We start from the raw sequence: 13,833 nt of genomic DNA on the forward strand, positions 1-13,833 counted from the left end.
AAACCTGCATAACGAAATAAAACGCCGGGCTTGCACCCGGCGTTTTTGTTGTCACAACGCTTGAATCAGAGCGAGCGCAGGAACGCCATCAGCGATTCCCGATCGTTTGCCGGCAGCTTCTCGAAGCGCTTGCGCGCCGCCGCCGCTTCGCCGTCGTGCCAGAGAATGGCCTCAAGCAGGTTGCGCGCGCGGCCGTCATGCAGGTAACCGACCTTGCCTTCCTTGCCCATCACCTTCTCGGTGTAGCCGATGCCCCACAGCGGCGCGGTACGCCACATGCTGCCGCTGGCCTGGCCTTCGCTGTAGTTGTCGGCCAGTCCCGGACCCATGTCGTGCAGCAGCAGGTCGGTGTATGGACGGATGGCTTGGCCCCGCAGCTCGGCGAACAGGTGGTTCGAGCCGGTCTTCATCGACGCCGTATGGCAGGCCACGCAGCGCAGCGCTTCGAACAGCTTCGCGCCGCCAGCCACCTGGCGCGTATCGACACGGTGCTCGTCGAGCGGCGCCACGCCTTTCGGGAAGCCGCTTTCCAGGCTGCGCTGAGCCGGCACCGCCAGCAGGGTCAGGTAGTGCGTGATCGACTGCAGCTCGGCTTCCGAGATGCCGCGCTGGGCCACCGCGTTGCGGCAGCCGGCCGGGTTCATGTCGCACGATCGGCTCGGGTACACGGTCGAGGTCACCGACATGTCCTGCAGCAGCGCCGCGGCGCTCTGGTGGCGCAGCGTGGCTTTCGAGGCTTTCCAGCCGAAGCGGCCCAGGCGCACCGCGCCGGACTCGGGATCGAACACGAAGTTGGCCACGCCCTTGACGCCATCCTGATCGGCGCTCTGGCGCACGCGCGCCAGGATGTCGGCCTCGGGCACCGCTTCGAGCAGGCCGGCGCCGATCATCGGCTGCGCCGCGCGCAGCGACGCCACTTGCGGCGCCGGGCCGTCGTAGGCCAGCTTCGGCTTGCGCAGCTCGACCGCGGTGCCGTCGGCCAGGGTGACGGAACGGGTCTCGAAGCCCGCCACGCGCACGCCCGTGCCCCAGTCCTGGGCCGAGCCGCTTGGCGACAGGCCGTTCATCTGCACCGTGCTGCCATAGGTCGGGTGCGGCAATTGCGTGCCGTCCGCGCCAAGCCGCGCCACCCGCACCGCCATGCCGTCCAGGCGCTGGTCGATCGCGGCCGGGGCCGGGCTGCGGCCGTTGTTGACGTGGCAGCCGATGCAGGCCGACTGGTTGAAGCGCTGGCCTTGCAGGTTCATCGCCGCCGTGTAGCGGTCGTTGCCGGGTTCGTTATGCTCGCCGGTGGTGAAGTTGGTGTGCAGCAGGCGGCGGCCTTCGACGAAGCGCTGGATGTTCTGCATGCCCGCATGGTTGTGCGGCTGCTGGAACATGAACAGGCCGTTGTCGCTGTAGTTGTACGAGACCGATCCGAGGCCGCCGGACAGCGTCGTGTCGGGCAGCGGCACCGAATTCAGGCGCGGCTGGACGCCGTACCATGGGCGCAGGCCCTGGCCTACCACATAGCTGTACTCGGTCGAGTAGTAGCGGATGCCGCCGTTGTCGCCCTTGGCCAGCATCCCTTCGACGGTCGAGAACATCGACGGCGAGACTTCGATGATGTCGCCCGCGACCAGCGCGCGCGAAGGCACGTTGCGGCCGGTCGGGAAGCCGTCGGTATTCAGTTCGCCGTGGCCCGGATAATCCTTGACCACCAGCGTGCAGGCGCCGTTGATGCCGTTCGCATTGAGCAGCTTGCCGCCCGCCGGATGCGCGACCGGTTTGCAGATCGGGACGTTGCGGTCGACCAGTTCGCCCGGCGCCATCCAGCCGTAGCCGGTCACGCCGACGCGGTCGAAGCCGCGGAAGAACGCCACTTCGCCGGGGCGGAAGTCGACCTGGGTGTACTGGTTGACGACCAGCTGCGGCCTGGTGACGCCCGCCACACGGCTGTTGTCGATGATCTCGACGCCCCAGGTGCGGTTCTTGAAGTACTGCGGCACGAAGGTCAGGTAGTTGCCCGGACCCTTGTCGAGCGGCAGGCCGGTGCTGGCGTCGACCGTCTCGTTGGGGCCGTAGCCGATCTCGTTCCACTCTTCGCCGCGCTCGCGGCCGTGGCGCGCCAGGGCGCGCGCACCGAAGCGCGTGACCAGGGTGCCGTCGGCCAGCGTGAACTGCAGCGTCTCGATCGGCTCGCTGCTGCCCGGCAGCGGCTGCCAGCCGGCGCCGCTGGCCGGGAAGCGCAGCGCCGAGGTTTCGGCTTCCGGCAGCGTGTTGTCGCTGCCCGGGGTCTTGAACTCGACCTCGAACAGCGAGTAGCCGTATTGGCTGGCGCGCGCGACGCCCTGCAGGCGCAGGTAGCGCGCGCTGGTGTTCAGGTTGAAGAATTCCTCCGTGCCGCCCTTGCCGTTGCCGACGTGGCGCAGCTGGGTCCACGACTGGCCATCGTCGGAGGTGAGCAGCGTGTACTTCTTGCCGTACGAGGTTTCCCAGACCAGCTTCATGTAGCCGAGCGGGGTGCGGCTGCCGAAATCGAACTGGATCCAGGCGCCGTCTTCGGCGCGGCTCGACCAGCGCGTGCCGGGCTTGCCGTCGATCGCCATCGCGGCGGACAGGCCGCCGTTTTCGGGCGTCGACGAGGTGGCAGCCACCGGCTTCACGCTGACGCCCGGCTTGGTAAGGTCGACCGGCAGCGGTTCGGGTTCGGGCTGCGGCTGCGGCGCGGCCGGGCTGCCGGTGAAGGCCTGGATCTCGAGGATCGAGTAGCCGTACTGGCCGGCGCGCTTGACGCCTTTCATGCGCAGGTAGCGGCCTTCGCCCGCCAGGCCGGTGAAGTCTTCGGTGCCGCCCATGCTCTCGGCCACGGTCTTGATCGTGGTCCAGGTGCTGCCGTCTTCGGACACCTGCAGCAGGTACTGGCTGGCGTGCGCGTTTTCCCATTCGATGCGCACGCGGGTGATGGCTTCGACCTGGCCGAAGTCGAGCACCAGCCATTCGTCGTCGGTGAAGCGGCTGCCCCAGCGGGTATTGCTGTCGCGGTCGATGGCGGCGCGCGCATCGAGGTCGCCGCGCTCGGACGAGCTGGCGGTGGCGTTGACGGGGGTGAGCGCGGTCTCGGTGTCGCCGAACATGGCGGCCATCGAACGCATCACGCCGCTGGTGGCGTTTTGCAGCGAGGCCACGGCGCCGGCGGATTCGCCGTTGCCGCCGCCGCAGCCGGCTAAAAGAAGAGTAAGAGCGAGGGGGAGTGCGCGCGGCAATCGTTGCAGCGGACGGCGGCCGGCGAACTGGCGGCGGGACATCTGGGGCATGTGGATCTCCATGGGTTGAATATTGCGCTGCAGCAATATTAACGATAACGTAACCCGACTCGTCAATACGTGTCAAGCGGATGTTCAAGATTTCACAGAGTGGCGTTGTGGGATGACAGCAGGGCGGGCCGCGACGATAATGATTGCCCTCCGATAATAACGTTCGAGACCGCCGCAGCATGTTGCACACCCAGCCCATGGCGCCGCCGGCGCCCGCCAGCCATCCCACCACCGTGCTCGAAGCACTCGAGCGCAAGGCCCAGGCCCAGCTTGCGCTGTATCGCAGCGAGCCAAATCGCATGCTCAGCGACTTCAACCGCGAACGTGAGCTGATCGGGGAATACAACGGCCGCCAGTTGCTGGAGATGCTGCAGAACGCCGACGACCAGGGATCGAAGCGGGTGCTGGTCAAGTGGGACGAGGCCGCGCGGCGGCTGGTGATCTCGAACGAGGGCGCGCCGTTCAGCGCGCAGGGGTTCGAGTCGCTCATGTTGTCGAACCTGAGCACCAAGACCGGCGGCGGCTACATCGGCAACAAGGGACTGGGCTTTCGCTCGATCGTCAACTGGGCCAGCGAGATCGCGATCGGCAGCGGCGGCTTGAGCGTGACGTTTGCGGAGCGCATTGTGCGCTCGGCCTTCGCCCGCATGTTCACGCCCGACGAGCAGGATGCGCTGCGGGCGCAGCGCAAGCTGGCAATGCAGGCCGTGCCGATGGCTTTCCTGTCGGTGCCGGAACTGCGCACGGCAGCGCCGGGCGACTGGACCACCACCATTGCCATCGTTTGCCGCGAGGCATTCGTGGAAGACATCCGCACCCAGCTCGATGAGCTGACGCCGCAATGCCTGCTGTTTTTGAACCATATCGACCGGATCGAGATCCGCAGCGATGGGCACAGCCGTGTGCTGGAGCGTGAAGTGGATGGCGGCACGGTGACGATCAACGGCCAGCCGTGGACCATCCATGCGCTCGACCTGCCGCTGCCGGGTGACTTGCGCAACCAGGACAAGGCGGAACCGGAGCGCTACAGCCTGAAGCTGGCGCTGGCGCCCGACTTGCGGGATGGTGCCCGCACGCTGTACACCTTCTTCCCGACCCGGGTTGGCGTGAACTTCCCGATGGTGGTGCACGGCACCTTCGAACTGGATGCCTCGCGCAACCAGCTGATCGTCTCGAAGCGCAACGAGTACATCCTCGAACAACTGGTGAAGCTGATCGTCGACACTGCCCAAGGGCTGGGTGCGCGGGGAGATGGCTGGCAGCAGGTGCGCCTGATGCGCTACGGGCATCCGAACCCGGTCCTGGCGGACCTCGGGTTCTACGAGCTGATCGACGGCGCGCTGCGCGAGTTGCCGCTCTTCCCATGCGTCGACGGTGTCTACCGGCGCATGGACGAGGTCTATTATCTCGACGAGGAGTTCTCGAACCTGGTCGCTCAGGTTGGGGCGGGAGCCAGCTTCCCGGGGCTAGTGAGGGCAGGGCCGGAGAACGAGCACTACGCGAAGCGTTACCGCAAGCTCGAACAGATCCCGGACTTCGCGAAATCCATCCGCATGTTGAGCGAAGCATTGTGCGCACACCACCTCGACCTGCGGGTGCGCCTGATCGCGATCCTGGACAAACTCGATCCGCGCCGCCCTTATGCGGTGCTGGTGAATGGCCGGAACCAGGTGCTCAACGAACACGCCACCGTATTTACTCGGCTCACCGCAGGCAACGAGAAGTTCCACCTGCCGGAGTTCGTGAATATCGACTTCATGCATGAGGATCTGCACGAGAAACTGGTGAAGGTTTTCACGATCGCCCCGGGCGCCGCGCCGCGCGTGCTCGAGCAACGCCTGTCCGGCATCGCGGACATTCACAGTTTCGAGCCGGCGCAGGTCTACAAGCGCATCGTGACGGCCAGTACCGCAGCGCTGGGCGAACCTGGCGCCGACATGCGTGGCATCATCGTCCAGACAGTGGCGGCGCTGTTTGCAAATTACCGGCAGGTGAATTCGAAGGGGAGCCTGGCCGACGAGAACATGCGCCTGTTCGACCGGGCCGGCAACATCCGTCCGGCACGCGATCTGGTGCTTTCGCAAGGATATCCCGACGGACGGCATACCGAGCGGCTGTTCGCGCGCGTCTATGACGATGCCATGCTGCTCGCGCCCCCGGAAGCGTTCGGCGACGCGTTCGCCGCTTGCGATCCGATGCAGGTCCAGGAATTTTTCATCTGGCTCGGGGTCGGGCGCTACGTGCGCTATGTGCCCGCGCCCCGGCACGTCTCGAGTGGTTACGAAGCTTTCGTGTTCCGTGCGGTGGACAAGCCCGATGCCTACCGCCATGGCGAGTACAATGGACCGGCGCTGCAGCAGGGCGATCTGGAACGCATCTGTATTCATCTGAGTCCGGAGCAGATCGTGGAATGGCTGTTGCGGGATATGGATGCGCGCGAACGGCTGGAGTTGAACAACCCGGACGAATTCAAGTATTCAAGAGTCAGGGATAGCCGCGATTCGAATGACCACAAGCTGGTGCGCAAGCCGTCGTTTCTGCTGTATCAGCTGCGCCAGCTGGGCCTGTTCGACGATTTCCTGATCACCGACGACGCAACGATAGCGTTCGTCAACGATATCCCGTTCAACTATACAGCCGACGGCTTCAAGGCATTGCGCGTGGAGCGCGGCGAGATCGGCGCCGTGCTGCTACGGCTGGGGGCCAAACTTCATTTTTCCGAGCTGAGCCTGGAGCGCATTGCTGCAGTCCTGCGCCATTTGCCGATCAGCCAGCCCGAGGGCAGGCAGGCGCAAAAGCTATATCGTCTCGCTCTCAACCGCTTCGATCGCAACCGCGAGTGCCTGCCCGGCGACGTGCACTTGCTGGCCCGGCGCGGTGGGGAGACTGCCTATCGCCCGCAATGCGAGGTGCATTACGCCGATAACAGCCGACTGCCGCGCCGGATTGCCGATCAGCTCTGGTTGCTAAGCTATCCACGTCGGGCCGGCGCCCAGAAGGTACCCGAGTTCTTCCGTGTGCATAACGCCAACGCACTTGACGTGAAGGTGGAGCACGCCGTGCCGTTGGACGTGCTCACTGCCCAGTGCGAAGCGCACCTGGAGCCGCGCAAGCCTCTGCTGCTGGCGTACCGGATCGAGAACCTGGACAGCGACAAACGCGACCTGGCGCGCAAGCTGGCGTCCTTCTCGCTGACCCTATGCAGCGAACTGATATGCGTGGTCAGGGACGAACGGGTGGCGCTGGCGCCCAACGATTACGTCAAGGCTCCGGGTAGCGGATGGCATTTCAAGGTATGTGTAGCGTCTGGCCTGTCGCTCGAGGGTCTGCGCCGCGATTCCGCGTTCTGCGATGCGTTCGCCGATATCGTGGGTTCCGTGTTCGACGTGGCCGAGCACCAGGCCGAATTCAGGGCCGTGTTCAAGGACCCTTTCGATGATGTGGTTCACGTGGCGAACGAACGTCTTACTCCCGAGATGGTGGCGGAAGCGCGCGTCCTGCTGGAAGCGCTGGATCCGCGCGCCGACTTTCTGGCGGCGCTGGTCCGTGCGAAGGGAGATATCCAGGACGACGTGGAACTGGCGGCCGCCATGCGTGCGCTGACCGGGAAGCTGGTTGGCGCCGGCATCGATCTCTCCGCTCTGGAACTGGCGCTGCCGGTGGACGCCGTGAATGCTGCGACGCTACGGCGCATTTTCGAGGTGCTGGATGTCTCGCCCCAAGCGTTCGACGCCGTCGCGCAGCACAAGCTGCACCTGGGGAATTACCACCGTACGCGCCTGGAAAGTGCGCGCAACGCCGCCTTCCATCATTTCAAGCATGCCCTGGTCAAGCGGCTGAGTGGTCAGGACTGGACTGCGCGCGGCCGGCTGCTGGAGCAGCTGCACGACTACGAACGCGACGACGACTGGATCTCTGCCGCCGTACGCGTTCATGCCGACGACTTCGATATCGACGTCGATATGCTGCTGGCCGCGCACGTGCATGATCGGTTCGGGGCCCTGCAACTCGTCACGGTCAATGCCAGTGAGCCACCGTACGAAGAGATGCATCGCCGCCGTCTCCTCCCGGTGGCCGCGGCTGGGTTGTCGCTGGAGCAGGCCAGCTGGTTATATTTCGAGGGTGGACTGGAACAGGTGAACGATTGGCTCGCAGCGCAGCCGATACACGATGAGGCACTTGCGCATCCCGACGGCCAGGCGGCACCGGCTGCCGCCGCATTACCCGCACAATCAGCAACGCCCATCGCTGGCATGCTTCCGCAGGTCAGTCGTACAGGCAAGCCGGCGCCGTTCAAGCACACACCGGCCGTCGATGCTCGCAACAAAGCCAGCGGAATGCGCGCCGAAGCGCTGGTCTATGAGAGTCTGGCGAAGACTTATGGAAAAGACTGCGTCGAACACGTGGCGCTGCGCGCCGACGGCTATGGCCACGACATCCGCTATTCGCCGGACGGCCAACAGACCTGGAAATACGTAGAGGTGAAGCGCTATACGCAGGGCTGCATCCACCTGAGCGAAAACGAACTGCAGTATGCGGTCGCGCATCGCGCCGACTATGAGCTGTTCCTGGTCACGCGAGAGGATCGCATCCATATCCTGCGTAACGTGAACTTCGAAGACCGGGACTGCTTCCGCCTGGCGCCGACGGAGTACCTGGTCCACTTCGACCTGGACGAGGGCAGCGAAGGCCAGCCGGACCCGGCTCCAGCGCGGTCTGCATGACCGCATCGACTATACTCTCCGGCTTCACTTACCTCGTAACACAATGACAGGAGACCGCATGCGCGTCGAGAAGCGCCTATCCAACACCTTCCAGGAATTCCTCCAGTCCGGCCAGGCCGGCGGCGTGCTGCTGATCCTGTGTACGCTGGCCTCGCTCGTGGTCGCCAATTCCGCAGCGGGCGGCGCCTACCTCGGCTTCTGGCACACGGTCATCGGCGGCTTGAGCATCGAGCTGTGGGTCAACGACGCACTGATGGCGGTATTCTTCCTGCTGGTCGGGCTGGAGCTCAAGCGCGAACTGGTGAGCGGCGAGTTGTCGTCGCTGCGCAATGCTCTGTTGCCGGTGGTGGCGGCCTTCGGCGGCGTGGCGGTGCCGGCGCTGATCCACTTCGCGCTCAACGGCGGCACGCCGACCCAGGCCGGAATCGGGATTCCGATGGCGACCGACATCGCCTTCGCGCTGGGCGTGCTGACGCTGCTGGGCAAACGCGTGCCGGCCTCGCTCAAGGTGTTCCTGGCGGCGCTGGCCGTGATCGACGATCTGATCGCCATCGTGGTGATCGCACTGTTCTACACCAGCCAGCTGTCCGTGGCTTACCTGGCGGCCGCGCTGGGCATGTTCGCGGCGCTGTTCGCGCTCAATCGCTTGTTCAAGGTGCGGCTGCTGGCGCTGTATCTGGTAGGCGGGGCGCTGATGTGGTTCTTCATGCTCAAGTCGGGCGTGCATGCGACCATCGCCGGCGTGCTGCTGGCGTTCGCCATTCCGCACTCGTCGGTCCAGGACGACGCCGCCTCGCCCTCCGAGCGCCTGGAGCACGTGCTGCATACCCCGATGGCGTTCCTGATCCTGCCGGTGTTCGCGCTGGCCAATACGGGCGTCGTGATCGGCGCGGACTGGATGGCGCAGCTGGCCTCGAGCAACAGCCTGGGCGTCATCCTCGGGCTGGTGGCGGGCAAACCGGTCGGCATCATGCTGGCCTGCTTCCTGGCGGTTACGATCGGCATCTGCCGCCTGCCGCTCGACCTGGCCTGGCGCCACGTGCTGGGGGCAGGCATGCTGGGCGGGATCGGATTCACCATGTCGATGTTCATCACCAATCTCGCGTTCGCCGGATGCCCGGAACTGGTCGATGCCTCCAAACTGGCGNGGCAGGCATGCTGGGCGGGATCGGATTCACCATGTCGATGTTCATCACCAATCTCGCGTTCGCCGGATGCCCGGAACTGGTCGATGCCTCCAAACTGGCGATTCTCGTCGCCTCGCTGACGTCGGGCGTGCTGGGTTTTGTGTGGCTGACCCTGCGCGGTGCGCCGACTGCCGCTGACGTCGATCCGGACACCATGGATGTCGAGGTGGAGGACGGGGCTCGGTAAGCCGCCAATCTGGCACTCCTGGAGTTGCGGAAGAGGCGCTTTCCGCCGCTCCAGGAGTTGCGGTTTGATGTCCTGACTCCGAAACTTGTCGAGTTGCGGTATGCTCACAGGAAAGGAGGAGCAAGAATGAGGGCAGATTTTCGGTTGGCGCGCATGCTGCACGTATTGGTGCATCTGCATGGTCGCAAGGGGGCGGCGAGTTCGGAAGAGATTGCCGGCATGCTCGACACCAATCCGGTGCTGGTGCGGCGCATGATGGCCGGCCTGCGTACCGCCGGCTACGTCAGCTCGACGGCGGGGCGCAGCGGCGGCTGGATGCTGGTGGCCGATCCGGAGCAAATCACGGTGCTCGACGTCTATCAGGCGCTGGAAGAACCGGTGATCTTTGCCATCGGTTCGAGCGTCGACCATCCGGGCTGCGCGGCCGAGCGCGCGATCACCAGTACGCTGGACGTGGCGCTGGCGCAGGCGGCCGGCACGCTGCTGCGTGAATTCGGGGCCACGCGGCTGTCCTCGTTCCTGCCGGCCACCCAGGAGTAAGCATCGGTTATCGCCGCGATGCGACGGGTTTTCACAACAAACCCGTCGATACCAATCGTGCGCGCCATCCGGTTCCGTACAATCGTTGGATTCCCGACAAGCTGCCGCGTTCGGCAACGTCGGTCTAATTCTTCGACCCGGAGCCATCATGCAGCGAACCACGACCCCGATACTGGCCAGGCCAGGCGAATGGCTGCTGCTGGCGGCGCTGTTGGCGAGTTATCCGCTCAGCGCCGTATTCGCCCCCGGCTGGGGGCGTGAAGGCGGCATCCTGGAGAACGCCCAGGTGCTGGTGCTGGGCGCGGGCCTGGTTGCCGCGACGCTGGCGTTCGGGCGCACCCGGCCAGGCCGCACCGCGCTGCTGGCGCTGTGGGCCGCGCCGGTCTGGCTGCTGCTCGCCGGGCGCGAACTGAGCTGGGGCAGGGTGTTGCTGCCGCAGCCGGGACTGGAAGCGACGCACGGCCTGGCTGCGAACGGCATCCACTGGCTGCAGCACTTCGTGCGCCCGGGCGCCGTGTTGCTTGCGCTGGCGCTGCTGCTGGCCGCCTGGCGCTTCCGGCTCGACGAAGTCGTGCGCGCCGGCCTGGCGCGCCGGACTCCCTGGTTATGCTTCGCGGTGGCGCTGGCCGCCGCGCTCGGTTCCACCTGCGCCGAAGGGCACATGGGTTGTTCATTGGGTCTGCCTGCCGGCCGCTCGGTCGTGTTCGAGGAACTGGCCGAACTGCTGGCCTATGTTTCCCTGATCATGATCCAAAGCGCGGTATTGCGCCAGGCGCCGGCGCTGCGTCACCCCGCGGCGCCAGTCTCGGCGCCAGCCGTCGCGCCCATCGACACGGCCGCGGCGCGCGGCGCCGACTAATCCGAAACTCCTGGAGTTTCAGTTTTCCGGGTCCGGTTTCACCCGCGTAAACTCGTAGTCGGCGGCGGACCGCTCCAGCGCCAGACCGAGCACGTCCTTGAGTTCTTCCGGCGTCGCACCCTGGTCCAGCTGGCGTTTGGCGAAGGTGTTGCGCAAGGTGCGTCCGCCCGAGCGCGACAGGTCCATGCCGGCGCGCTCGAAGGTGGCGCGCATCTGCATGTAGACGGTCTTGCGGGTCATCCGCGCGCCGGTCAGGTTGGCCGGAAACACGAACTCTCCCGGCAACGCCATCGTTTCCCGTTCGTCCAGCCACGCGCGCAGTTCTTCGGCGCCTTCGCGGGGCAGGGTCACCTCGTGCTCATGGCTAGTGTCGTGCTTCTCGTCCGGGGTGATGGTCAGCACGATCGAGCCGTCGATCGCCGCCTGGCGGCCGACTTCGGACACCAGCAGGCCGACCGCTTCGGACACCTTCAGCCCGGCCAGCGCGATCACCACCTGCATGGCGCGGTCGCGCCGCCGCTTCCAGCCGTCGAACGGGGTGTTGCGGCGCTTCCTTGGCGCGTCCGCCGGCAGGGCGGCGAAGAAGCGCTCGAGCTGCGCGTCGGACAGCGTGCGTCCGGCCTCGTCCTTCGTCATGTGGGCGCGGTCGACGCTCAGGATTGCCAGCTGCGCCGGGTTGGGGGAGAGGTCGAGGTGCTCGTAGCAGCGTTCCAGCAGGCGCAGGTAGCGGTAGGCGATCTTGCTGTTGAGGACGCGCTTGCCTTTTTCGGTGCGGTTGATGAAGCGGATCAGGTCGGCCTGGGTGACGGCGGAGAAGGCGATGCGCTGTTCCTGCAGCCATCCGGCCAGGTTGTTGAACATGAAGACATAGATCTTGGCCGAAGCCGGCGACAGTTCGCGCAGGGTGCCATCGGCGCGCAGGCGCCGGCCGGTCTTGGAGAAGGCGGTGGTGGAGACGAAGTCGCGGAAAGCGCGGACTGGGTCGGCATCCCAGGAAGCAAGCGTGGACATGGTTGAGGCAATCGAATCGAGATGCCATCACCATACCACAGAACGTAACTAACCAACATAAACAAAAGAACACCAATTACATTCATCCGCTAACAACTACGACGAAACCACCAACATCCAAGCAAGCCACCAGGAACAGGGGCCGGCCAGTCATCCCTTATCCGGCTGCCAACATCGCCGCCGGGTATAATCCAGGCCCATGAACGAGGTCCTGAAACCCACCCCGGCGCCGACACTGTCCGATGTCGCGGCGCTGGCGGGCGTCTCGCGCGCGATCGCCTCGCGCGCCTTGTCGACGCAACCGCGGCCGGTCTCGGCCGACAAGCGCGAGCGGGTGCTGCGCGCCGCCGAAACGCTGGGCTTTCGTCCGAATTCGCTGGCACGCGGACTGGCCAATCAAACCGTCAACCTGGTCGCGATCCTGGTCAACCACATCCACGACCTGTCCGACCTCGACCTGTTCGACCTGCTGCTGGCCGAGATCCAGGCGATCGGCAAGCAGGTGATCTTCATCCGCGTCGGCGCCGGCCAGGATGCCGCGACCTTCCTGCGCGACGGCGTCGCCTACCACGTCGACGCGGCGCTGGTGTTTTCCGATTTCGCCGACGCCCCCACCGTGCGCCGCATGTTCCGCAACAACGCAGTGCTGATGCTCAATGGTCACCACGACGCGGGCACGGCGTCGGTGACGCTGGACGAGGGCCACGGCATCGGCGAAGCCGTGGCCGACGCGGCGGGCAAGGGCGTGCGCAGCGCGCTCCTGGTGACCGGCCGTCCCGAGTCGCTGGTGGAGCAGGCGCGCATCGCATCCTACCGCGCGGCCCTGCAGCGGCACGGCATTACCTTGCTGGCCGAACTGGCGGGCGACTATTCGTATGCCAGCGGGCGCGCGCTGGCCGGGCATATCGACGTGGAAACTACCGGCGCCGTGTTCTGCACCTCGGATGCGATGGCGATGGGCGTGCTCGATGCGCACCGCGCCCATTTCCCGCAGCACCGGCCGCAGCGCTTCCGGCTGTACGGCTTCGATAACATCTCGCTGACCCAGTTCGACGCCTATCCGATCTCCTCGATCGGCGCGGACCGGCGCGACTACGTGGCGCAGATCGTGCGCATGCTGAAAGAGCCGGCGCACCTGGCGCACGGCAGCGGCCAGGTGCTGGTCGCGACGCGCTTCGTGCCCCGGCTTACGGGGTAAGGGCGCTGCGGCGCATCACCGGGCGCCAGGCGTCAGCGCCGGCGGCGCGGTCTTGCTGCCCCACCATTTGCGGTAGTTGGCCGCATAGGCGCCCGACCGGATGTAATCAGCGACGAAGCCGTTGACGAAGGCGAGCAGCGCCGGATCGCCCTTGGCCATGGCGATGCCGATCGGCGTGTTGCCATACATCTCGGGCAGGGTCTCGAACTGGTCGTACTTGCTCGCCATGTAGTCGAGCAGCGAGGAGTCCTCGATGCCGGCATCGGCGCGCCGTTGCAGGAGCAGCAGGACGCCGTCGGGCGAGAAGCTGTCGGCATAGATGAATTCCGCCCGCGGCGCCGCTTTCTTGAGGAAGGCGCTGGCCGTGGTGCCGCGCCCGACCACCACGCGTTTGCCGTTCAGGTCCGCCAGCGTCCTGATGCGCGCCTTCTTTTGCGTGAGCACGCGCAGGCCGGCCGCGTTGTACGGGATCGAGAAATCGACGATGCGCGCGCGTTGCGGCGTGATCGAGACGTTGGCCACCACCAGGTCGAGCTGATTCGCGCGCAGCATCGAGATGCGCGCATCGCCTGAGACGTCCGAGAAGCGCACCGGCACGCCCAGGCGCGCCGCCAGCTGGCGGGCCACGTCGACGTCATAGCCGACCGGCTGGTTGCGGTCGTCGCGAAAACCGATCGGCTCCCCGCCCAGCGAGACACCGATGCGCACGTAGCCGCGCGCCTTGATGTCCTCGAGGCGTCCGGCCTGGGCCGGCATGGCCGCCGTCATCAGCACGGCAACAGCGGCGGCGGCGCCCCAGGCCAGCCTCGATCGCATACGCAGCATGTGCAG

The 13,833-nt window shown here is 65.9% G+C and carries 8 protein-coding genes and 1 pseudogene; 6 read left to right on the top strand and 3 right to left on the bottom strand.

What is annotated here, in order from left to right:
- Positions 1-65 precede the first annotated feature (65 nt).
- Positions 66-3,287 carry a di-heme oxidoredictase family protein gene (locus QPK27_RS23495; protein ID WP_290420616.1) on the bottom strand — a complete coding sequence of 1,074 codons (3,222 nt, stop codon included), beginning with the start codon at positions 3,285-3,287 and terminating at the stop codon, positions 66-68.
- Positions 3,288-3,475: 188 nt separating this feature from the next.
- Between QPK27_RS23495 and QPK27_RS23500 the strand changes: the two genes are divergently transcribed.
- From QPK27_RS23500 to QPK27_RS23520, 5 genes and pseudogenes are all read left to right on the top strand, one after another.
- Entirely contained in the window at positions 3,476-8,020 is a 4,545-nt protein-coding gene (locus QPK27_RS23500) for a DUF3883 domain-containing protein (RefSeq protein ID WP_290420598.1), read from the top strand.
- A gap of 58 nt (positions 8,021-8,078) precedes the next feature.
- A pseudogene (gene nhaA / locus QPK27_RS23505) lies at positions 8,079-9,107 on the top strand (Na+/H+ antiporter NhaA); the annotation flags it as partial.
- Between the two features lie 68 nt (positions 9,108-9,175).
- The gene (locus tag QPK27_RS23510) at positions 9,176-9,394 is read left to right on the top strand and encodes a Na+/H+ antiporter NhaA (protein WP_290420599.1); all 219 of its coding nucleotides are present in this window, start codon (positions 9,176-9,178) and stop codon (positions 9,392-9,394) included.
- A gap of 126 nt (positions 9,395-9,520) precedes the next feature.
- Positions 9,521-9,934: an Rrf2 family transcriptional regulator gene (locus tag QPK27_RS23515; RefSeq protein WP_290420600.1), complete on the top strand. Its 414-nt coding sequence runs from the start codon at positions 9,521-9,523 to the stop codon at positions 9,932-9,934.
- Between the two features lie 148 nt (positions 9,935-10,082).
- A complete protein-coding gene (locus tag QPK27_RS23520) occupies positions 10,083-10,793 on the top strand; it encodes a hypothetical protein (RefSeq protein ID WP_290420601.1) in 711 nt (236 codons plus the stop codon).
- An 18-nt stretch (positions 10,794-10,811) separates the two neighbouring features.
- Here the strand turns inward: QPK27_RS23520 and xerC are convergent, their stop codons facing one another.
- The gene (gene xerC / locus QPK27_RS23525) at positions 10,812-11,804 is read right to left on the bottom strand and encodes a tyrosine recombinase XerC (protein WP_290420602.1); all 993 of its coding nucleotides are present in this window, start codon (positions 11,802-11,804) and stop codon (positions 10,812-10,814) included.
- Between the two features lie 199 nt (positions 11,805-12,003).
- Here xerC and QPK27_RS23530 point away from each other — a divergent pair, with 199 nt between their 5' ends.
- Positions 12,004-13,002: a LacI family DNA-binding transcriptional regulator gene (locus tag QPK27_RS23530; RefSeq protein ID WP_290420603.1), complete on the top strand. Its 999-nt coding sequence runs from the start codon at positions 12,004-12,006 to the stop codon at positions 13,000-13,002.
- Between the two features lie 15 nt (positions 13,003-13,017).
- Here QPK27_RS23530 and QPK27_RS23535 read toward each other — a convergent pair whose 3' ends face one another.
- Positions 13,018-13,827, bottom strand: a complete 810-nt coding sequence (locus tag QPK27_RS23535; RefSeq protein ID WP_290420604.1) for a transporter substrate-binding domain-containing protein — start codon at positions 13,825-13,827, stop codon at positions 13,018-13,020.
- Positions 13,828-13,833: the final 6 nt, after the last annotated feature.

Origin of the sequence: Massilia sp. YIM B02443 (genome assembly GCF_030411955.1) — a bacterium.
Classification (GTDB): Bacteria; Pseudomonadota; Gammaproteobacteria; order Burkholderiales; family Burkholderiaceae_D; genus Telluria.